Below are 20785 nucleotides of genomic sequence, written 5' to 3' on the forward strand. Positions count from 1 at the left end.
CTCTCGCAGACCTAGGAGCAACCGTGCCCGAAGCCGTCATCGTCGCGACCGCCCGCTCACCCATCGGCCGCGCCTTCAAGGGCTCGCTCAAGGACGTCCGCCCGGACGACCTGGCGGCCAGCATCATCCAGGCGGCCCTGGCCAAGGTGCCCGCGCTCGACCCGCGCGAGATCGACGACCTGATGCTCGGCTGTGGCCTGCCCGGTGGGGAGCAGGGCATGAACATGGGCCGGGTCGTGGCGACGCTGCTCGGCTTCGACCACCTGCCCGGCACCACCATCACCCGCTACTGCTCGTCCTCGCTGCAGACCACCCGGATGGCGCTGCACGCCATCAAGGCGGGCGAGGGCGACGTCTTCATCTCCGCCGGTGTCGAGACGGTCAGCCGCTTCCTCAAGGGCAACAGCGACATGATTGCGGGCCAGGAGCTCACCAACCCGGTCTTCGCCGAGGCCCAGGCCCGGACGGCCGACCGCCAGGCCAGCGGCGCCGAGGACTGGAGCGACCCGCGCGAGAACGGCCAGCTCCCGGATGTCTACATCGCGATGGGTGAGACGGCCGAGAACGTCGCCCGCCTCGAGGGCGTCACGCGCGAGGAGATGGACGAGTTCGCGGCCCGCTCGCAGCAGCTCGCGGAGAAGGCCATCGCGAACGGCTTCTTCGAGCGCGAGATCACGCCGGTCACCACCCCCGACGGCACCGTCGTCAGCACCGACGACGGCCCCCGCGCCGGCACCACCGTCGAGGCGCTGGCCGGCCTCGAGCCGGTCTTCCGCCCCAACGGCCTGATCACCGCCGGCAACGCCTGCCCGCTCAACGACGGCGCGTCCGCCGTGATCATCATGAGCGACACCAAGGCCGAGGAGCTCGGCCTGACCCCGCTCGCCCGCATCGTCAGCACCTCGGTCACCGGCCTGTCGCCCGAGATCATGGGTCTGGGCCCGGTCGAGGCGATCCGCAAAGCCCTCGCGCTGGCCGGCAAGAGCGTCGACGACATCGACCTGTTCGAGATCAACGAGGCCTTCGCCGCGCAGGTCATCCCCTCCTACAAGAAGGTGGGCATCCCGCTCGACAAGCTCAACATCAGCGGTGGCGCCATCGCCCTGGGCCATCCCTTCGGCTCCACCGGGGCCCGCATCACCAACACCCTGCTGAACAACCTGCAGACGCAGGACAAGACGTGGGGCGTCGAGTCCATGTGCGTCGGCGGCGGCATGGGCATGGCGATGGTCGTCGAGCGCCTGAGCTGATTTCTCGTACGCCGGGCTGGTTTCTGGTACGCCGCTAAGGCGGGTCCCGGACTCCGGGACCGGCCTTCGGTCGGGTGGAAGGCGCAGTTACCCGAGCAGGCCGCTACCCGAGCAGGCCGCGCAAAATCGAGCCACCGCCGCGGAAGGTACCGCCGCGCTTCAGCTGGACCTTCACGCCGCCCTTGTTGTTGGCGTAGGCCAGCGCCCTGCCGAGGTCGCTCACGTTGTTGCTCCCCGCGACAGGGGCGATAGCCAGCGTGGACAGGACACCGAGCGCCCGGCCCTGCGCATCGACGAAGGGGCTGCCGGAGTCACCGGGGATGCCCGGCGTCGCGGTGTAGACGGCATGCATCCAGCCGCCGCCGGAGGTCCCCAGGCTGAGGCCCTCCTTGGGCGACAGCCGGGAGATGCCGAACCGGAGGCTGGAGTTGCCGTAGGAATAGACGCTCGCACCGAAGCGGGTGCCGGCGGTGTTGATCCCCGTCGGCCCACCCAGCACGGGGATCGAGGGGCTGACGCGGCGGGCGTCCGCCCGGTCCAACCGGAGCAGGGCGAAGTCGTTGTAGGCACAGGCGTTGGCATCCTTCTCGCCGCGGGCCCGCATGGTGAGCCACGAGTTGTAGACCATCGTGGCCGGTCGCGTCGCGCCGTCGACCGTCACCTTCGTGCCCAGCGGCAGGGACTTCGCGCGGCAGCCGTTGGTCTCGGTGCTGCCGCCGGTGCCCGAGCAGTGCGCGGCCTGGCCGATGTAGGTGTCGGTCCGGTCGGTGAAGACGAAGTTGGCGGTGCACTGCGCGCCGGCGGTGTAGGTCTGCACGCCGGGGTGGATCGTCGGGCCGGTGTGGGCGGCACTGGCGGGCGCCGCCGCCACGAGGCTGCCGAAGGTGAGGGCGGCGGCGGCAACGCCGGCGAACAGGCGGGGGCTGGGCGTCATGCGTCCTCCAGGATGCGGAGCGCCCGAGGGGGGCCCTCATCAACAGGCTCAACGTTCGCGGCGGCGAATCGTTGCGGCGCAGGCGAGATGTCCGTGGGCCACCGGATCGTCCAGGCCCAGCCCGGCGGCCAGGCCGGGTGGGACGGCCTCACCCAGCAGGTCCGCCCGGTGCGCCAGCAGGTGGGCCGTGGCGTCGCGGGCGACCTCGGCCGCGGGCTGCGCGCGGACCAGGTCGTCCGCCGTGACGGCCAGCTGGTCGGGCAGGCCGAGGTCGCTGTCCAGGCGCGGCAGCCGGCGCTGCGCCCCGCCCTCGAGGTCGGCGACCAGGCCGGCCAGGACCTGCGCCAGGTGGTGGACCAGATCACCGCGGGTGCCGTACGGAGCGGCCGCGGCCGCCCACCGTGCGGGCGTCCACAGCCGCAGCCGCTGCACGAACGAGCGGCTCTCGCGATGCAGCAGCGCGAGCGCGTCCTGCGGCCCCGGAGGGTCGGGCGGGAAGTTGTGCGGGGGGTCGGGCGGGAGGTCGTGCGGGAGGGGCACCCGGCGGAGGCTACCGTCGGCGCAACGACGCCGGGCCGCCACCCACGAGGGTGACGGCCCGGCGTACGCCTTGGCTGCTAGTCGTTGCCCTGGAGGTAGGACAGCAGGCGGAGGATGTTGAGGTAGAGGAAGACCAGTCCGACGATCAGGCCGAAGCCCACCCGCCAGGACTCCTTCTCGGCCACGCCCGTGGCGACCATCCGGTCGGCCTGGTCGAAGTCGAGCACGAAGGTGAGGGCGCCGAAGGTGATCAGGCCGAGGGTGAACAGGATCGCGATCGGCCCGCCGGTGGTCAGACCCAGCGCGTCGCCGGCGCCGAAGGCGTTGGCCAGGATGTTGAGGAAGAAGACGGCCACCATGCCGACCAGGCCGAAGGTGACGACCTTGGCGAACTTCGGCGTCGCCCGGAGCTTGCCGCTCTTGTAGCCGAACAGCACCGCACCGAAGACGGCGGCTGTGCCGATGACCGCCTGTACGACGATGCCGCGGTACTGGCCCTCGTAGCTGGCGCTGATGACGCCGAGGAACACGCCCTGTGCGCCGGCGTAGGCCATCACCAGGCCGGGGCTGACCGACTTCTTGAAGATGTTGACCATCGCGAGGGCGAAGCCGACGAGACCGGCGAGCAGCGCGAGGCCGATCGGCACCTGGAGGTACCACGACGCGGCACCGACGCCGACCACGATCGAGAGCAGGATGCCGGTCTTGACGATGACGTCGTCCATCGTCATGCGCTGCGGCGTGTCGTAGATCGCCGCGACGTCGTCGGGGGACGGGGCCGGCGTGTGGAAGCCGACACCCTGGGAAGCGGTGCGCAGCGGCTCGCTGCGCGCGAAGACGGGGTTACTGGACTCCATGCTGCGCATCTGCGTGCTCTCCTCTGCGCGACCCTCGGGCGGGGCCGTGCGCTGGGTACAACGTACGCGGTCCGGGTTCTGTGCCCGGCCCGAACGCAGCGGCTCGCGGTGCCCCCGGCGGGAGTCGAACCCGCAACTCAGCCGGTTTAAGCGGCTCGCCGCACTGCCAGATTGGGCTACGGGGGCGGCCACCTCACGGTACGTGCTGCACGCCAGGGGGGCTCAGCCCACGCCGGCGAGCCCCTTCGCCCGGGTGAAGACGGCATCCAGCATGGGCTCGGTCAGCCGGCCGGTGAAGGTGTTCTGCTGGCTGACGTGGAAGCAGCCGAGCACGGTCAGGCCGCTCGGCAGCGTCACCTCGGCGCCGTGCGCGAACTTCGGCACCGGCGCGGGCACCGCCTCCCCCGCGCCGCGCAGGGTCGGCCACAGCGCCGCCCAGCCGTAGCCGCCGAGCACCACCACCGCCCGCACCGTCGGCTGCAGGAACCGCCACTCCGCCGACAGCCACGACGCACAGGTGTCCCGCTCCGCCGGCGTCGGCTTGTTCGCCGGCGGAGCACAGCGCACGGGCAGCGTGATCCGGATGTCGACCAGCGACTGCCCGTCGTACGCGCTCGTGGAGGTGGGGGAGGCGGCCAGGCCGACCCGGTGCAGCGAAGCGAACAGCCAGTCCCCGCTGCGGTCGCCGGTGAAGATCCGGCCGGTGCGGTTGCCGCCGTGCGCGGCCGGCGCCAGCCCGACGGCGGCGATCCTCGCGTCCTGCGGCCCCCAACCGGTGACCGGCCGGCCCCAGTAGTCCTGGTCGGCGAACGACGCGCGCCTGGCGGTCGCCACCTCCTCGCGCCAGGCGACCAGCCGCGGGCAGGCCCGGCAGACCGAGGAGCGGGCGTCCAGGTCCTCCAGCGATCGGGCGGTCGCTGCGAGACGCGCCACGTCACCCGGTTCGTGCGCCACCGGCGTCGCGGGCGTGGCACGGTCGCGCGGGTGGCCGCTGCCCGGCGGGATCACGAGGCGGAGGCGCCAGGGATGCTCCAGGCGATGCCGTCGAGGATGTCGGCCTCGCTGACCAGCACCTCGGGCAGCCCGAGCCGGCCGACGAGGACGGCCAGGATCAGCGCGCCGGCACCGATGACGTCCACCCGGCCGGGGTGCATGACCGGCAGCGCCGCGCGCTCCTGCCTCGTCATCGCGAGCAGCCGGTCCGCCACCGTGCGGATCTGGTCGGCGGACAGCCGCGAGAGGTGGATCCGGTCCGCGTCGTACGCCGGGAGGTCGAGGGCGAGCGCGGCCACCGTGGTGACCGACCCGGCCAGGCCCACGGCGGTGCGGGCCTGCTCGACCGGGACCACCTCCCGCACCAGGGCCAGCGCGGCGTCGATGTCGGCCATGGCGCCCGCCACCTGCTCTGTACCCGGCGGGTCGGCGAGCAGGTGCCGTTCGGTCAGCCGGACGCAGCCGACGTCGACCGAACGGGCCGCCGCGACGGCCCCCCGCCCGTCGGCGACGGTCCCCAGCACCAGCTCGGTGGACCCGCCGCCGATGTCCATGACGAGGAACGGGCCGTCATCGGGATCGAGTCCGCGGGTGGCGCCGTCGAAGGACAACGCCGCCTCCTCGTCACCGCTGACGACCTCGGGCGGTGCGCCGAGGACGGCCAGCACCATGGCGTGGAAGTCCTCGCGGTTGCGCGCGTCGCGGGTCGCGCTGGTGGCGACCATCCGGGTCCGCTCCACCCCCAGCTCGCGGCAGACGCCGGCGTAGTCGCTCAGCGCGAGGCGGGTCCGCTCGAGCGCCTCGGGAGCCAGCTCGCCGGTGCGGTCGACGTCCTGGCCGAGCCGCACCACCCGCATCTCGCGATGCACGTCGACCTTGGCATGTCCGTCGACATCGGCGACCAGCAGCCGGAGGGAGTTGGTGCCGCAGTCGACGGCGGCGACCCTCACGAGGACCGGGTGTTCCTGCGCGAGACCGCAGCCGGGTCGTCGGGGTCCACGCACGGGCCCCTCACCCACCATGGCGGCAGCTTCCCGAGCGCCTCGTCGCCGAAGGGATTGACGCCCTCGCCGACGGCCAGGCTGTGCGCGACCAGGACGTGCAGGCACTTCACCCGCACCGGCATGCCGCCCTGGGCGGGCACGTTCTCCAGCACCTCCAGGGCGTCGCGCCGCGCGACGTAGTCCGCCGCGGCCGCTTCGTAACGCGCCCGCAGCTCGGGGTCACCGGGCAGCCGGGCGGTCTGCTCCCTCATCAGCCCGTCTGCCTCGAGCGTCCCGATGGCCGAGGCCAGCCGTGGACACGTCAGGTAGTAGAGCGTGGGGAACGGCGTCCCGTCCTCCAGCCGCGGCCTGGTCTCGACGACGTCCGGCAACCCGCACGGACAGCGGTGCGCGACGCAGGTCATCGCCCGCGGGGTACGCCCGAGCTGGAGCCCGACCGCTGTGACGTCCCGCGGGTCGGGCGCGGTCACGGCGCCGGGCTGGGTGCCGGCCGGTCGGCCGCCTGCACGCTGCCCCACAGCTGGGAGTACCAGGGCGCGCCCGCACCCTTGGCCCCCGCCCCGTCCGGCTGCTCGAGGGGGAGCTCCTCCGGCGCCAGCACGACGTACGCCGTCTCGCCGGGCAGGACGAAGTTCAGCCGGCGCCGGGCCTCGGCCGCGATGTAGGCCGGGTCCTCGAGCCGCCTGCGCTCGGCCTCCAGCGCGGCGATCCGCTCGCGCGCCGCGGCCTGGGATTGCTCGAGTTCGCCGATCTGCCCGCGCTGGGCGAGGTACTCGCGCAGCGGCAGCGCCGCGCTGACCAGCAGCCCGCAGACGAGCAGCGCGAGGATGGCCGCCCTCGGGGTCAGTGCGCTGCGGCGGGGCAGACCCGGCTCCGGCCGGCCGGCGACCGACGGCACCCGCGGCACCTGCGGCGGGTCCGTCGGTCGGGCAGCACGCGCACCGGGCCTGACCGGGCGGCCTCCCGGCCGCGCCGGCCGGCGGCCTGCAGTCGGTCGGCGGGGCGGGCTCATCCGGCTAGACCGTGCCCGGTGCGGGGGTGAAGCGCGGGAAGGCCGCGGCGCCGGCATAGCGCGCGGCGTCGTCCAGCTCCTCCTCGATGCGCAGCAGCTGGTTGTACTTCGCCACCCGCTCCGAACGCGCCGGCGCACCGGTCTTGATCTGGCCGCAGTTGGTGGCGACCGCGAGGTCGGCGATCGTGGTGTCCTCGGTCTCGCCGGAGCGGTGGCTCATCATCGAGCGGTAGCCGCTTCGGTGCGCGAGCTCGACGGCGTCGAGCGTCTCGGTCAGGGTGCCGATCTGGTTCACCTTGACCAGCAAGGCGTTGGCGCACTGCCGGCCGATCCCGTCGGCCAGCCGCTGCGGGTTGGTGACGAACAGGTCGTCGCCGACCAGCTGCACCCGGGCGCCGAGCACGGCGGTCAGCCGCTCCCAGCCCTCCCAGTCACTCTCGCCGAGCGGGTCCTCGATGCTCACCATCGGATAAGCCGCGACCAGCTGGTCGTAGTAGGCGGTCATCTCGTCGGCGGTCTTGACCCCGCCCTCGAAGCGGTAGCCCTGCTCGCCGAGGAACTCCGTCGCCGCGACATCGAGCGCGAGGGCGATGTCCCGGCCGGGGGTGAAGCCGGCGGCGCTGATCGCCTCGAGGATCAGGTCGAGGGCGTCCCGGTTGCTCGGCAGGTCGGGGGCGTAGCCGCCCTCGTCACCGACGCCGGTCGCCAGGCCGCGGCCCTTCAGGACGGCCTTGAGCGCGTGGTAGGTCTCCGCGCCCCAGCGCAGTGCCTCGGAGAACGTGGCCGCACCGATCGGCGCGATCATGAACTCCTGGACGTCGACGTTGGTGTCGGCGTGTGCGCCGCCGTTGAGGATGTTCAGCATGGGCACCGGTAGCAGGTGGGCGTTCGGCCCGCCGACGTAGCGGAACAGCGGCAGGCCGCTCGAGTCCGCGGCTGCGCGCGCGACGGCCAGACTCACGCCCAGGATCGCGTTGGCGCCGAGCCGGCTCTTGTCGGGGGTGCCGTCGAGGTCCAGCAGCGCCTGGTCGACGATGCGCTGCTCGGTCGCCTCGAGACCGAGCAGCTCCGGGCCGATCGTGTCGAGCACGGCGGTGACCGCCTGGCTGACTCCCTTCCCGCCGTACCGGTCGGCGCCGTCGCGCAGCTCGACCGCTTCGTACGCGCCGGTGCTGGCACCGCTGGGGACGGCCGCCCGCGCGAGGGTGCCGTCGTCCAGGGCCACCTCCACCTCGATGGTGGGATTGCCGCGCGAGTCGAGGATCTCGCGGGCGCCGACGGCCTCGATGGAGGGCACGGTTCTCCTGCTGCGGTGGGGGCTGGGTCGCCGGGGAGCCTATCCCCGAGACCTGCAGGCACCGCGCAGGCGGGCCGGACCCGGCCGGCGTCAGCCGCGCAGCAGCCGGGCCCCCCGCTCGATCCGGGCCGATCCGGACGGCGTGACGTAGAAGCCGCGGGCGCCGCCACCGAGCTGCTCCAGTGCGGAGCGCAGCGCCTGGTCGTCCGGCTCCCGACCGCGACCGAGGCAGAACCGGCTGAACTCCAGGCACGGTGCCGCGACGGCCGGCGCCGTCAGCTCCAGCAGCCCGCCGGCGGCGGTCTCGAGCCGGAGTGGTCCGGCGAGGTCGTCGAGCGTCCACGCGCGGTCGGTCTCGAGCAGCAGGCTCTCCGCTGCGGCCCCGTCGACGAGATGGTCCCCGAAGTGGCCCCGCAGCGTCGCGTAGTGCGCCCGCGGCAGGAGCGACAGCCCGTTGACGCCACGGTGACGGCTGTCCGGGTGGTCGGCGTGGTGCACATCGAGGACCGGCCCGGCGTCCGTCACGCCGACGACACCACGCGGACCCACGTCGAGCGCGTCGACCTCGAGCAGCGGCGTCGGGTCGTAGACGCGCACGTCCCTGGCCCCCGGCTTCAGGCGCGAGCGCTGCACCTGCAGCCGGACGACGGTGCCGAGCTGTTCCATGCCGCCATGGTGGCATCGCGGGCCGGCTTCAGCGGCGTCGCTGGCGGATCCAGTCGCCGAGCATCGGGTCGACCAGTCGGCGCCGCGCCCCGCCACGCGGACCGGTCCGGGCTTCGTCCAGCTCGATGAGCCCTGAGCGCAGCAGCGATGTCTCGGCGGCCTGGCGGGCGGAGCGCGGTACGCCGGTGTCGCCGGCGGCGGCCACGGTGGCGGAGCCGTGGTGCGCGACGGCACGCAGTGCCACCTGCTGGTTGCGGCTGAGCGAGGTCCAGATCCCGGCCATCTCGTCGAAGACCCAGGTGCGGGCGACCCGAACGGCCGCCTCCCACGTCTGCTCGTCGGCGACCGCACCCGCCGGCGTCTGCTCCCACAGCAGGTGTGCGAGGAACATGGCGCGCTGCGGGTGCCCGTCGGCCAGGGCGAGCAGTGACGACAGGGCGGTGCCTGCCTGTCGGCCGGTTCGCTCGAAGTGCCCGGCGAACGCGTCGGCGAGGGCCGCCCCGGCCAGCCGCCCCAGCGGGACCCGCAGGACCTGGTTGTAGAAGGCCCTACCGCTGTCGGAGAACGCTGCCTCGAGCAGGTGCGGCTGGCTGCCGGCGAACACATAGGAGGCGCTGCCCAGCTGCTGCTGGACGTGTCCGCGCAGCACGCCTTCACCGTGCGGCCATGCCTGGTGCAACGCCTGGAACTCGTCCAGCACCACCAGCACCGGCCGGTCCACCTGCCGGGGCAGGTCGAGGACCGCGTGCAGGACCGAACCTGCATCCTGGTCCCGCGCAAAGCTGACCTGCACACCCACGCCGGCCACCGTGACGCCGAGGGTCGACAGGCCGGCCAGGACGCGCTGCACAGCTCCGCGGAGCCGGCGGTCGGGCTCGGTGGCCTGCCGCCACGCGGTGGCGTACCTCGTCGCGAAGTCGGCAGGGCCGTCGAGCCCGAGCAGATCGACGCTCGCGACCACACAGCCCTCGGCTTCGAGACGGGCACCGACGGCCTTGAGCAGGCTGGTCTTGCCGTACCGGCGGGGCGCCGCGATGCTCATGGCCCGCCCGGCCCGCGCGTCATCGACCACCTGCGCGGTCTCCCGCTCCCGGCCGATGAGGTCGTCGGGCTCGACGGGGCCTTCGAACCGAAAAGGGCTCACCTGCGGAGCGGGTGCTCGTCCTGACCGGGCCACGACCCCTCCATGTACGGGAGAAACATACATCGACTGTACGTAACCAACGTACATCGTCGGCTACCAATCGGTCGCGCTGCCGCACCGGATGCCCGGTGCGGCAGCTCACGACAGTCGACGCTCCCACTCCGACGCCGACAGGTCCGCCGGCTCACGCCCCTCGGCCCGTACGGACGCCTCGACTGCGGCCAACCGGTCCCGGAAGCCGCGGGCCACAGCGCGCAGCTCGGCCTCAGGCTCCAGCCCGGCCTCGCGGCAGCGGGCGACCAGCGCCCACAGCTGATCGCCGAGGCCGCCGTGGTTGCCGGGGCCGATCCGGTTGCCGGAGCCGCCGACGGACCGGGCAGGCACGCCGAGGCGGGTGGCCCGCTTCTGCAGCTTCGCCGCCAGCGCCAGCGCCGGCTGCGACAGCGGCACGCCCTCGGTGACTGAGGCCCGTCCCTTCTCGGCCTTCTTGAGCGCCTCCCAGGAGGCGTCGAGGTCGTCGGCGCTCGCACCGGCGAAGACGTGGGGGTGGCGGCGGACCAGCTTGTCGACCAGGTCGCCGGCGACGTCGTCGATCGACCATGCCGGCTCGCCCTCCTGGGCCAGCCGGGCGTGGAAGGCGACCTGCAGCAGGACGTCGCCCAGCTCCTCGCGCAGGTCCGCGGCGTTGCCGTCCTCGAGCGCCTGGTAGGCCTCGTACGCCTCCTCGAGCAGGTAGGGCTTGAGGCTCTCGTGGGTCTGCTCGGCGTCCCAGGGGCAGCCGCCGGGCGAGCGGAGCCGGTCCAGAACCGCGACGACGTCGAGCAGCCGGGCGCCGGGCGGGTCGTAGGAGCCGGGCACCTGTTCGACGGTCACCTGGCCGGAGGCCGCGGCGTGCAGGCCCAGCGCACGGATCAGCTCGGCGTCGGCCGGCCCCGTGGCCAGCCACACCAGGCTGCCGCCCCCGACCGCCCGGTCGTGCAGCTCGCCGGCCAGCCCCGAGGTGCGCTCGACGACCTCGACCTCGACACCGGCGTCGCGCAGGAACGGCAGCTGCGGCGAGCCGGCGTCGCCGGTCAGCACCGGCCCCGCGCGCAGCGCCTCCCACGCCGGCCAGGACAGCAGCCCCGGCGGCACCCTCGGCGAGACGGCGACGAGGACGAGGCGACCGGCCACTAGCCCGCCGGCTGCTCGACCGGAGCCTCTGCGGGCGGAGCCCCGGCGGGTGGGGCGCCAGGGACGCCGGGCTGGAGCGGCTCGCCCTCGGGCGCCGGGGTGAGCACGCCGTTCGGGTCCTCTGCCGGCTCGACCTGCCCGCTCTCGGGGTTCCAGCGGCCGAAGCGCGGGTTCACCGAGACGCCCATCTGCTGGCTGGTCTCCTGGAGCAGCTGCTGCATGCGCTCCTGGCGCGGCTGCTGCAGAGCGGCCCGGCGCAGCTCGGGGGTCGCCTCCTCGAGCGACGTCGTCTGGCGCTCGAGGACCTCGACGACGTGGAAGCCGAACTGGGTCTGGACGAGCAGCACGTCCCCGGGCTCGGCATCGAAGATGGCCTTCTCGAACTCCGGCACGAACTGCCCGCGGCCGGCCGCACCGAGCTCACCACCGGCCTCCTTGTTGGAGGCGTCGGTCGAGAACTCCGCGGCCAGTTCCGGGAACCTCGTGGGGTCCTGCTCGACCTCCGCCAGGATCCTGGCCGCCGACGGCTCGTCCGGGACCAGGATGTGCCGGGACCGCACCTGGTCGTACTCGGCCAGATTCTCCTGGTAGAGCGCGCGCAGGTCGGCAGCCGGCACGGCGAGGTCCTCCGTCAGGGCGTCACCGAGGGCCTGGTCGAGCACGATGCTGCGGACGAAGTCCTCGAGATCCTGCGGCGAGATACCGCTCTGGGCGGCCTGCTCCTCGAGCGGCTGCCGGCCACCGGCCTGCTCCTCGAAGCGGCCGATCTGCCGGGCGACGTCGCCGGAGGTCACCGTCACGCCCTCGTCCTCCGCCGCCCTCTCCAGGACCGCTGTGTTGATCAGCCGCGACAGCGCCTGCCGCTGGTAGGCAGCCCGGTCGGCGCCGAGCTGCTGAGCCGCCTGCGGGTCCGCCAGGCCCCGCTCGACCAGCGACTGCAGCCCCTCGGTCGTGATGCGCTGGTCGCCGACGATGGCGGCCGCGCCGGGACGGACCTCACCGTCGCCACAGCCCGTCAGCAGCAGGAGGGCTGCGAGCAGGAAAATGCCGGCCGCGGGGGCCAGCCGGCCAGGGGTGCGGGTCACGAGGACGCGGTCCTTCCGATCCAGGGAGTGGGCGTACGGGCTACAGGTTGCCAGACCGGCTGGACGTTCAGCGGGTGCCTCCGTCGCCGAACAGCGCCTCCAGCAGCGCCCGCGCCCAGTCGAGCAGTGCCTCGTCACGCAGCGGCTGACCGCCGATCCGGGCGGTCGTGGGCCGCGGCACCAGCACCGTCGACGTCTGCGGTTTGACCACCGAGCGGGGGTAGAGCCGCTGCAGGCGCATCGTCTGGCTCTCCCGCAGCTCCAGCGGGGCGAAGCGCACCGAGCTGCCCTGCAGGCTGACCTCGGTGAGCCCGAACTGCCTGGCGTACGACCGGAATCGCGCGACCGACAGCAGCCGCTGGACCGGTTCCGGGGGCGGCCCGTAGCGGTCGACCAGCTCCTCTCGGACCGCGTCGATCGCGGCCTCGTCGTACGCCGATGCCAGCCGCCGGTAGGCCTCGAGCCGCAGCCGCTCGCCGGGGATGTAGTCGTGCGGGAGGTGCGCGTCGATCGGCAGGTCGACCTTCGTGTCAGGGGCCTCGCGCTCCTCGGCCTCGCCGCCGCGCTTGAAGTCGGAGACGGCCTCGCCGACCAGTCGCATGTAGAGGTCGAACCCGACGCTGGCGATGTGACCGGACTGCTCACCACCGAGCAGGTTGCCGGCTCCGCGGATCTCGAGGTCCTTCATCGCCACGGCCATGCCGGCGCCGACCTCGGTGTTCTGCGCGATGGTCGCGAGCCGGTCGTGCGCGGTCTCGGTCAGCGGCTTGTCCGGCTGGTAGGTGAAGTAGGCGTACGCCCGCTCCCGGCCACGGCCCACGCGGCCGCGGATCTGGTGCAGCTGCGACAGCCCGAAAGCATCTGCCCGGTCCACGATCAGGGTGTTGGCATTGGGGATGTCCAGCCCGGACTCGACGATGGTCGTGCAGACGAGGACGTCGTACTCCTTCTCCCAGAACCCGACCATCACGTGCTCGAGGGCCTCCTCGCCCATCTGCCCGTGACCGGTCGCGACCCGCGCCTCGGGCACCAGCTCGCGGATGCGCTTGGCGACCCGGTCGATCGACTCGACCCGGTTGTGCAGGAAGAAGACCTGCCCCTCGCGCAGCAGCTCGCGGCGGATCGCCGCACCGATCTGCTTCTCGTCGTAGGGCCCGACGAAGGTCAGCACCGGGTGCCGCTCCTCCGGCGGGGTGAGGATCGTCGACATCTCCCGGATGCCGGTCAGGCTCATCTCGAGGGTGCGCGGGATCGGCGTGGCCGACATGGTCAGGACGTCCACGGCCGTGCGCATCTGCTTGATGAACTCCTTGTGCTCGACGCCGAAACGCTGCTCCTCGTCGACGATGACCAGGCCGAGGTCCTTGAACTGGGTGTCCTTGCTCAGCAGCCGGTGCGTGCCGATGACGACGTCGACCTCGCCACGGGAAACGCCCTGCATGACCTCCTTCTGCTCCCTGTCGGAGTTGAAGCGGCTGACGGCACGGACCTTCACCGGAAAGGCCTGGAAGCGGTCGCGGAAGGTGCCGTAGTGCTGCTGGACGAGCAGGGTCGTCGGCACCAGGATGACCACCTGCTTGCCGTCCTGCACCGCCTTGAACGCAGCACGGACAGCGATCTCGGTCTTGCCGTAACCGACGTCGCCCATGACGACGCGGTCCATCGGGACGGCCTTCTCCATGTCGGCCTTGACCTCCTCGATGGCCTCGAGCTGGTCGGGCGTCTCGACGTACGGGAAGGCGTCCTCGAGCTCACGCTGCCACGGGGTGTCCGGCCCGAAGGCGTGGCCGGGTGCGGCCATCCGCGCGGAGTAGAGCTGGATCAGGCCGGCGGCGATGTCCTTGACAGCCTTGCGTGCCCGGCCCTTGCGCTTGGCCCAGTCACCGCCGCCGAGCCGGTCGAGGCTGGGCGCCTCGCCGCCGACGTACTTCGTGACGAGCTCGAGCTGGTCGGTCGGCACGAAGACGCGGTCGCCGGGCTGGCCCCTCTTGCTCGGCGCGAACTCCAGGATGAGGTACTCCCGCGTCGCGCCCTGCACCGTGCGCTGGACCATCTCGACGTAACGCGCGACGCCGTGCTGCTCGTGGACCACGGTGTCGCCGGCCTTGAGCTGCACCGGGTCCACGGCGTTCTTGCGCCGGCTCGGCATCCGCTTGCTGACGTCCTTGCTGCCGGCGCCGCGGGTGCCGGTCAGGTCGGTCTCGGTGACCAGGACCGTTCTGAGCAGGTCGCTGCGGAAGCCGCTGTCCAGGCAGGCGGTCGATAGATGTACGGCGCCCGGCGTCAGGTCCGGGTCGTCGCTGAGCCGGGCGGGCACCTCGGCGTCCTTCAGCAGCTCGTGCAGCCGCTGCGCGGGGCCGTGGCCCTCGGTCGTGACGACGACCCGCCAGCCGTCCCGAGCCCACTGCCGCAGGTCCTCGATCGCCTGCTCGATCTCGCCGTGGTAGCTCGGTGCCGGCTTGGCGGCCAGCACCACCGTCTCGTCGTCGAGGTCCTCGTCGGCCGTGAAGGGCGACAGCGCCCACCACGGCAGACCGAGCTCGCCGGCGTGCTCGCGCACCTCCAGCAGGGTTCGGTAGGCCGCTGCACCGAGGTCGATCGGCGCGACGCCCCCGACGGCCGCGGTGGCCCACGACGCCTCGAGGAACTCCTGGCTGGTGTGCACCAGGTCGTGTGCCCGGGTGCGGACCTTCTCTGGGTCGGCCACGACGATCGAGGTGTTCTCCGGCAGCTCGTCGACGAGCAGCCGCAGCTCGTCGACGAGAACCGGCGCGAGTGCCTCCATCCCCTCGACGGGGGTGCCGTCCGCGATCTTGTCGCAGATGTCGGCGAGCTCGGGATGGAGCCGCGCAAGCGCACGGGCGCGCTCACGCACCTCCGGAGTGAGCAGCAGCTCGCGGCAGGGCGGCGCCCACAGGCCGTGCCCGACCTCCCCGAGACTGCGCTGGTCGGCCACCTTGAAGGAGCGCACCTCCTCGACCGTGTCGCCCCACCACTCCACCCGGACCGGGTGCTCCTCGGTGGGCGGGAAGACATCGAGAATGCCTCCGCGTACGGCGAACTCGCCGCGCTTCTCGACCAGCTCGACGCGGGCGTACGAGAGATCGACCAGGCGTCGGACCGCGCTGTCGAGGCCACCGTCGGTGTCCTGGCCCTTGGCCAGCTGAACCGGCTCGAGGTCCCCCAGACCGGCGACCTGCGGCTGGAGGAGGCTGCGGACGGGGGCGACGACGACATCGAGCGGCCCGGTCGCCGGGTCGGCTCCTGGTCCCCGCGTGGGCGAAGGGTGCTTGAGCCGGCGCAGCACCGCGAGGCGCCGGCCGACGGTATCGGCACGTGGACTGAGCCGCTCGTGCGGGAGCGTCTCCCAGCTGGGGTAGAGCGCGACCCGGTCGGTCTGGACGAGACAGCCCAGCGCGGCGACGAGGTCCTCGGCCTCGCGGCCCGTGGCAGTGACGGCGAGCACGGTGCGGCCCTGCCGGACCAGTCCGGCGATCAGGAACGGGCGCAGGCCGACCGGACCGGACAGGTCGAGCGAGCTGGCGGTGGGGGAGGCCAGCGCACGGGCGAGGGCGGGGTCGCCGGAGACGACGTCGAGCAGGCCGGCGAGCGACAAGGAGGACCTTCCGGGGCAACACGAACAGGCCCCTGCGGCCGGCAGGCCCGGGGTCGGGCGCCTCGCGGCGCCGGCTACAGGTTACGTCCGCCCGGGGTGCACCCCTGTGGGACGCCGTCAGCCGCGGGACGGGCTGTAGGGCGTCAGCAGCTGGTCGACCGGCGCGTCGTCGTCGGTCAGGATCCGTGCCCCGGCCGCGAACTCCGGCACGGCGTCGCCGGCGTGCACGGAGCCGGGCTCCCCCCGGGCAGCGGCCCGGCCGGCCAGCGCCGCGCGGTCCAGCTCACCGTCGGTCGCGACGAGCACCAGGTTGCCGCCCGTCTGCCCGGCCACGGTCGCCGGCGGCGCGAGCACCGCCACGTCGGCGAAGGCGGCCAGCAGCGTCGCCGTCTCGGCCCGCGCGAACGACATCGGCGGGAAGTCGATGACGTTCAGCGCATAGACGCCACCCGGTCGCAGCACCCGGCGGACCTCGGCGACCATCTCCGCCGTCGTGAGGTGCCAGGGCACCGCCAGGCTGCCGAACGCGTCGCCCACGACCACGTCGTACGCACCGGCCGGCTGGGCCGCGATGGAGGTGCGGGCGTCGCCGACGACGACGGACAGCCCCGGCACGTCGCGCAGGCCCAGCCGCGCCCGGCCGATCTCCGGGATGCCCGGATCGACCTCGAGCACGGTGCTGCGGGAGCCTGGGCGCACCGCGGCGAGGTGACGCGGGAGCGACCCGCCCCCGAGGCCGAGGTGCAGTGCGGTGAGCGGGCCTGCCGGCTGCTGGGTGATCGCGTCGGCGATGCGCTGGGTGTAGCGGAACTCCAGGTGCTCGGGCTCGCCGAGGTCGACGTAGGAGTGGCGCAAGCCGTCCAGGACCAGCACCCGGCCGCCGTCGCGGGCGGTGTCCGCCTCCACCGTCGCGCAGTAGTAACGCGTCTCGTACTGGCAGGGACCGTCGGCCAGGACCAGCCAGGACGCTGTCACCGCCGCGAGCACCACGGCGGCGGCCAGCGGGAGGTGCGGGCCGCGCAGGACGACCATGCCGGCGATGCCGGCAACGAGCAGCACCCCGCCGGTGAGCAGCAACAACCTCGAGGTCGGCAAGGCGGAGAGCAGCACGAAGCCGGTGAGGAAGGTGCCGGCCAGCGCACCGAGCGTGCCGGTGGCCGACAGCCGGCCGACCGTCGAGCCGGTCTCCGCCAGCGTCCGCAGGCGCAGCTTGACGACGCCCGGCGGCACGAGCGACAGCACCAGCGCAGCCGGCGCGACCGCGAGCAGGACGAGGAAGACGGTGCCGACCGGGCCGAGCCCGCGGAAGGTGTCGCCGACGGCGAAGACGGTGGGCCGGGCGGCGAGCACGAGCCCACCGCCGAGGGCCGTGGCCAGGCCGAGCCAGCGGCGCGGGTCGACCCGGTCGGCCAGCCGGCCACCGAGTGCGGAGCCGGCGGCGATGGCAGCCAGCGCCACCCCGATCGCGGCCGTGTAGGTCTCGAGCGTCAACCCGACATAGGGCGCCACCAGGCGGCTGACGAGGATCTCGAGGACCAGCACCGCCGCGGAGGTCAGCAGGACGAGGAAGACGGCCAGCGGGGCTGGCATGTCAGGGCACGTCGACGTGGAAGACGTTCTGGGCGGCCTCGAGCGGCCCGGCCAGCAGCGCCTCGGCGGCATCGGCGGCCCGGTCGACGTGGACACCGAGCTCCTTCTTCTCTCCCGCGGCGAAGTCCTTCAGCACGTAGTCGGCCGGGTCCTGCCGACCGGGCGGCCGGCCGATGCCCACGCGCACCCGGAGGTACTCCCGACTGCCGATCGACGTGGTGATCGACCGCAGGCCGTTGTGTCCGTTGTCGCCGCCGCCGCGCTTGAGACGCAGGGTGCCGTACGGGATGTCGAGCTCGTCGTGCACGATGACGATCCGCTCGACCGGCACCTTGAAGCAGTCGCGCAGGGCCGCGACCGGGCCGCCCGAGAGGTTCATGTAGGTCTTGGGTTTGGCCAGCACCGCCGGCTGATCGGCCAGCCTGCCCTCGACGAGGTCGGCCCGGCCCTTGTGGGCCTTGAACCTGCCGCCCAGCCGGTCGGCCAGCAGGTCAAGGACCATGAAGCCGACGTTGTGCCGGTTCCCGGCGTAGGACGGCCCGGGATTGCCGAGGCCGACGACGAGCCAGCGGCCGTCCGGCACCCGCTACTCGGCGGGCGTCTCGGACTTCGGCGCGGCGGTCTCGCCGACCTCGTCACCCTCGCCGGCCCGGTCGCTCTCGGAGCCGACCTCGACGTCCTCCTCGGCGACTTCGGCAGCGGCGGCGCCCGCACCGAGCTCGGCCTCGGCCTCGGCCAATTCGGCCTCGAGCTGCTCCTCGGACACGACCCCGAGGAAGGCCACGACGACGTACGTGGAATCCTGCGCGAGCTCGGTGCCGGACGGCAGCGGGACGTCGCCGGCGGTGAGGCTGTCGCCGACGCGCCGGCCGCTGATGTCGAGCTCGAGATGCTCCGGGATGTGGGTCGCCTCGGCAGTGACGGTGAGCGTCAGGTTCTGCTGGTCGACGAGTGTGTCCGGAGCGGCGTCACCCGTGAGCTGGACCGGGATGTCGACGGTGACCTTCTCGCCCTTGCGGACGGCGACCAGGTCGACGTGCTCGAGGAACCCCTTGATCGGGTCGCGCACGATGGCCTTCGGCAGCGCCAGCTGGTCGCCGTCCTCGGTCTGCAGCGTCAGCAGCGCGTTGGCGTCATGCTTGAGGGCGAGCATCAGCTCGTGGCCCGGGAGCGAGAAGTGCCGCGGCGCGTCACCGTGCCCGTAGAGCACGGCTGGCACCTTGTCGGCCCGGCGGATCCGCCGCGACGGGCCCTTGCCGAACTCGGTGCGGGGTTCGGCGGCGATGCGGACCTCGGACACAGCGGGACTCCTCGAACGGTGGTTCAGGTATGGGGCGCGACTGCGCAGTGGACGAGTCTAGCCGGAGCCCGCACCGGCTCCGACCGGGCCGCGGCTGCCCACCGGTCCAGGTCTGCGACCGTAGCCTGCGAGGCAGGTCGCACGCACGAGACGACGCGGGGGGACAACGGTGGTCGCTGGGCGGCGGCGCAGGCCGGGCAAGCTGGGGCAGGAGCCGGTCCACCTTCCCGAGCCGGACGAGCGTGAGGCCTATCGCGTTCTCGACTTCGCCCTGCGGGCCGGAGAGATCCTGCTGTCCGGCGGTGCCGGCGCCTCGGACGTCACCGCGACCACGATGGGCCTCGCGCACGCCTGCGGGCTGCGTCACGTGGTCTGCGAGGTCACCTTCACCTCGATCACCCTCAGCTATGTCCGCGCGCCCGACGTGGCGCCCGTGACGAGCGTGCGGCTGGTCCAGGCGCGCACCACCGACTACACCCGGGTGACGGAGATCCACAACCTGGTGGGTGACCTGGTCGACGGGTTGACCCGGCCGGAGGAGGCGATGGCGCGGCTGGACGAGATCCGCGCCCGGCGGCACCCCTACCGACGCTGGGTAGTCACGGCGTTCCGCGCACTGCTGGCCACCGCCATCGCCGTGCTGCTCGGCGGCGGACTGCTGGTCGCCCTCATCGCCTTCGCCACCACCGCGGCGGTGGACCGGCTCACCTTCATGCTGACCCGGCGACTGGTGCCGGACTTCTACGCCAACGCCGCCGGTGCGGCGTTGGTGACCGGGGTCGCCGTCGTCCTCACCGCCGCCGACGTGAACGTGCGCCCGTCCCTCGTGGTCGCCGGCGGGCTGGTGCTCCTGCTCCCCGGCGTGACGCTCGTGGGGTCGGTGCAGGACGCGATCACCGGCTTCCTGCTGACGGCCAGTGCCCGGGCCTTCGAGGTCTTCGTGCTCACCGCCGGCATCGTGAGCGGCGTCGCCGGTGTGTTGTCCCTGGCCGACAGCTTCGGCGTCCGGCTGGCCATCAACCAGCCGCCGGTGACCGGGCTCGGTCAGGTGCCCGTGCAGTTCCTCGCGGCGGGCGTCGCGGCCGCTGCTGCAGCCGGAGCCTCCTACGCTCCGCGCCGCACGCTCCCGACGGCCGGCCTGGCCGGGGCCATGGGCTGGGCGGTGTTCCGGCTGCTCGACGAGTACGGGCTCGACGTGGCCCTGTCCACCGCCCTGGCCGCGGTCTTCGTCGGCTTCGGGTCCTTCGCGTTCGCCGACCGACAGCACGCGCCGCCGCTGATCTATGTCGCGGCGGGGATCATCCCGCTGGTCCCCGGCCTCACGATCTACCGCGGCATGCTCTATCTCGCCGACGGAAACAGCAGCGCCGGCATCCTGCTGCTGAGCCAGGCGGTCACGATCGGGCTGGCACTGGCGGCCGGGGCCATCCTCGGCGAGTTCCTCGCCCAGCCGGCGCGACGCGAGGTGGAGCGGTTCGAGCGGCGGATCGTCGGACCCCGCATGGCCGGACCGCTGCGCTGGCGCCGTAAGTAGCACTGGCTCTGGAGTTCACGACGAGTCGAGCACCGCCCGCAGGAACGACTGCGTGCGCTCGTTCTCCGGCTCGGTGAAGATCTTGTCCGGCGGCCCCTCCTCGATGATCTGGCCGCTGTCGAACATCAGCACCCGATTCGAGACGTCGCGCGCGAAGCCCATCTCGTGGGTGACGATGAGCATGGTGATGTTCGTGGTCTGGGCCACGTCGCGCAGCACGTTGAGCACGTCCGCGACCAGCTCCGGGTCCAGCGCCGAGGTCACCTCGTCGAGCAGCAGGATGTCGGGGTCCATCGCCAGCGCCCGGGCGATCGCCACCCGCTGCTGCTGCCCACCGGACAACTGGGTCGGGTGGGCGTCGGCCTTGTCCGCCAGGCCGACCATCTCCAGCAGCTCCCGCGCCCGCTGCTCGGCCTTGTCCCGGTCGACGTCCAGCACGTGCACCGGAGCCTCGGTGATGTTGCGCAGCACCGACAGGTTCGGGAAGAGGTTGAACTGCTGGAAGACCATCCCGATCTTCTTCCGCACCTGGCGCAGGTGCTTCTCGTTCGCCGGGACGAGCTTGCCCTTGCGCTGCATGTGCCACAGCGGCTTTCCCTCGACCCAGATGACACCGCCGTCGAGCTTCTCGAGGGTCATCAGCAGGCGCAGGATGGTCGTCTTCCCGGAGCCGCTGGGACCGATGAGGGTGACCCGTTCACCGGGCGCGACGCTGAAGTCGAGGTCCCGGAGCACGACGAGGTCGCCGAAGCGCTTGACGACCTTGTCGAAGCGGATGATCGGCTCGCCG

General features: G+C 72.9%; 19 protein-coding genes and 1 tRNA gene. 2 read left to right on the forward strand and 18 right to left on the reverse strand.

Annotation, left to right across the window (positions count from 1 at the left end):
• Positions 1-23 precede the first annotated feature (23 nt).
• Complete coding sequence (locus WD794_13525; GenBank protein ID MEX2291331.1) at positions 24-1250, forward strand: acetyl-CoA C-acetyltransferase; 1227 nt, start codon at positions 24-26, stop codon at positions 1248-1250.
• A 103-nt stretch (positions 1251-1353) separates the two neighbouring features.
• Here the strand turns inward: WD794_13525 and WD794_13530 are convergent, their stop codons facing one another.
• The 17 genes from WD794_13530 to WD794_13610 form a co-directional block, all read right to left on the reverse strand.
• Positions 1354-2184, reverse strand: a complete 831-nt coding sequence (locus WD794_13530) for a trypsin-like peptidase domain-containing protein (protein ID MEX2291332.1) — start codon at positions 2182-2184, stop codon at positions 1354-1356.
• Between the two features lie 48 nt (positions 2185-2232).
• Positions 2233-2724 (reverse strand): hypothetical protein, encoded by a 492-nt coding sequence (locus WD794_13535; protein ID MEX2291333.1) that lies wholly within the window; start codon positions 2722-2724, stop codon positions 2233-2235.
• Positions 2725-2801: 77 nt separating this feature from the next.
• Positions 2802-3590 (reverse strand): Bax inhibitor-1/YccA family protein, encoded by a 789-nt coding sequence (locus WD794_13540; protein ID MEX2291334.1) that lies wholly within the window; start codon positions 3588-3590, stop codon positions 2802-2804.
• 100 nt (positions 3591-3690) lie between these two features.
• Positions 3691-3767: transfer RNA gene (locus WD794_13545), tRNA-Leu, on the reverse strand.
• A gap of 36 nt (positions 3768-3803) precedes the next feature.
• Positions 3804-4616 carry a uracil-DNA glycosylase gene (locus tag WD794_13550; GenBank protein ID MEX2291335.1) on the reverse strand — a complete coding sequence of 271 codons (813 nt, stop codon included), beginning with the start codon at positions 4614-4616 and terminating at the stop codon, positions 3804-3806.
• Positions 4586-5524: a Ppx/GppA phosphatase family protein gene (locus tag WD794_13555; GenBank protein MEX2291336.1), complete on the reverse strand. Its 939-nt coding sequence runs from the start codon at positions 5522-5524 to the stop codon at positions 4586-4588. Before WD794_13555 ends, WD794_13550 begins: the two co-directional genes overlap by 31 nt.
• Positions 5521-5982, reverse strand: a complete 462-nt coding sequence (locus WD794_13560; protein MEX2291337.1) for a DUF501 domain-containing protein — start codon at positions 5980-5982, stop codon at positions 5521-5523. Before WD794_13560 ends, WD794_13555 begins: the two co-directional genes overlap by 4 nt.
• 62 nt (positions 5983-6044) lie before the next feature.
• On the reverse strand, positions 6045-6476 hold the full coding sequence (locus WD794_13565; protein ID MEX2291338.1) for a septum formation initiator family protein: 432 nt from the start codon (positions 6474-6476) through the stop codon (positions 6045-6047).
• A 118-nt stretch (positions 6477-6594) separates the two neighbouring features.
• The gene (gene eno, locus WD794_13570) at positions 6595-7887 is read right to left on the reverse strand and encodes a phosphopyruvate hydratase (GenBank protein MEX2291339.1); all 1293 of its coding nucleotides are present in this window, start codon (positions 7885-7887) and stop codon (positions 6595-6597) included.
• 90 nt (positions 7888-7977) lie between these two features.
• On the reverse strand, positions 7978-8553 hold the full coding sequence (locus tag WD794_13575; GenBank protein MEX2291340.1) for a hypothetical protein: 576 nt from the start codon (positions 8551-8553) through the stop codon (positions 7978-7980).
• Positions 8554-8581: 28 nt separating this feature from the next.
• The gene (locus WD794_13580) at positions 8582-9697 is read right to left on the reverse strand and encodes a hypothetical protein (protein ID MEX2291341.1); all 1116 of its coding nucleotides are present in this window, start codon (positions 9695-9697) and stop codon (positions 8582-8584) included.
• 138 nt (positions 9698-9835) lie between these two features.
• Entirely contained in the window at positions 9836-10870 is a 1035-nt protein-coding gene (locus WD794_13585; protein ID MEX2291342.1) for a MazG family protein, read from the reverse strand.
• Entirely contained in the window at positions 10870-11955 is a 1086-nt protein-coding gene (locus WD794_13590) for a peptidylprolyl isomerase (GenBank protein MEX2291343.1), read from the reverse strand. The genes WD794_13585 and WD794_13590 overlap by 1 nt, the downstream gene beginning before the upstream one ends.
• Before the next feature lie 67 nt (positions 11956-12022).
• Positions 12023-15514, reverse strand: a complete 3492-nt coding sequence (gene mfd / locus WD794_13595) for a transcription-repair coupling factor (GenBank protein ID MEX2291344.1) — start codon at positions 15512-15514, stop codon at positions 12023-12025.
• A 174-nt stretch (positions 15515-15688) separates the two neighbouring features.
• A complete protein-coding gene (locus WD794_13600; GenBank protein MEX2291345.1) occupies positions 15689-17161 on the reverse strand; it encodes a fused MFS/spermidine synthase in 1473 nt (490 codons plus the stop codon).
• A gap of 1 nt (position 17162) precedes the next feature.
• Entirely contained in the window at positions 17163-17744 is a 582-nt protein-coding gene (pth, locus tag WD794_13605) for an aminoacyl-tRNA hydrolase (protein ID MEX2291346.1), read from the reverse strand.
• 3 nt (positions 17745-17747) lie between these two features.
• Complete coding sequence (locus WD794_13610; GenBank protein MEX2291347.1) at positions 17748-18461, reverse strand: 50S ribosomal protein L25/general stress protein Ctc; 714 nt, start codon at positions 18459-18461, stop codon at positions 17748-17750.
• A 169-nt stretch (positions 18462-18630) separates the two neighbouring features.
• Between WD794_13610 and WD794_13615 the strand changes: the two genes are divergently transcribed.
• Positions 18631-19995, forward strand: coding sequence for a threonine/serine exporter family protein (locus WD794_13615; GenBank protein ID MEX2291348.1), 1365 nt, complete (start codon positions 18631-18633; stop codon positions 19993-19995).
• 15 nt (positions 19996-20010) lie between these two features.
• Here WD794_13615 and ehuA read toward each other — a convergent pair whose 3' ends face one another.
• Positions 20011-20775, reverse strand: a complete 765-nt coding sequence (ehuA, locus tag WD794_13620) for an ectoine/hydroxyectoine ABC transporter ATP-binding protein EhuA (protein MEX2291349.1) — start codon at positions 20773-20775, stop codon at positions 20011-20013.
• Positions 20776-20785 lie beyond the last annotated feature (10 nt).

Source organism: Mycobacteriales bacterium, assembly GCA_040902655.1.
Taxonomy (GTDB): Bacteria; Actinomycetota; Actinomycetes; order Mycobacteriales; family SCTD01; genus SCTD01.

Bases quoted from the DNA above. Each gene is read 5' to 3' on its own strand.
- WD794_13530 (MEX2291332.1), bottom strand. From the start codon at position 2,184: ATGACGCCCAGCCCCCGCCTGTTCGCCGGCGTTGCCGCCGCCGCCCTC.
- WD794_13540 (MEX2291334.1), bottom strand. From the start codon at position 3,590: ATGCGCAGCATGGAGTCCAGTAACCCCGTCTTCGCGCGCAGCGAGCCG.
- WD794_13560 (MEX2291337.1), bottom strand. From the start codon at position 5,982: ATGACCTGCGTCGCGCACCGCTGTCCGTGCGGGTTGCCGGACGTCGTC.
- WD794_13575 (MEX2291340.1), bottom strand. From the start codon at position 8,553: ATGGAACAGCTCGGCACCGTCGTCCGGCTGCAGGTGCAGCGCTCGCGC.
- WD794_13600 (MEX2291345.1), bottom strand. From the start codon at position 17,161: ATGCCAGCCCCGCTGGCCGTCTTCCTCGTCCTGCTGACCTCCGCGGCG.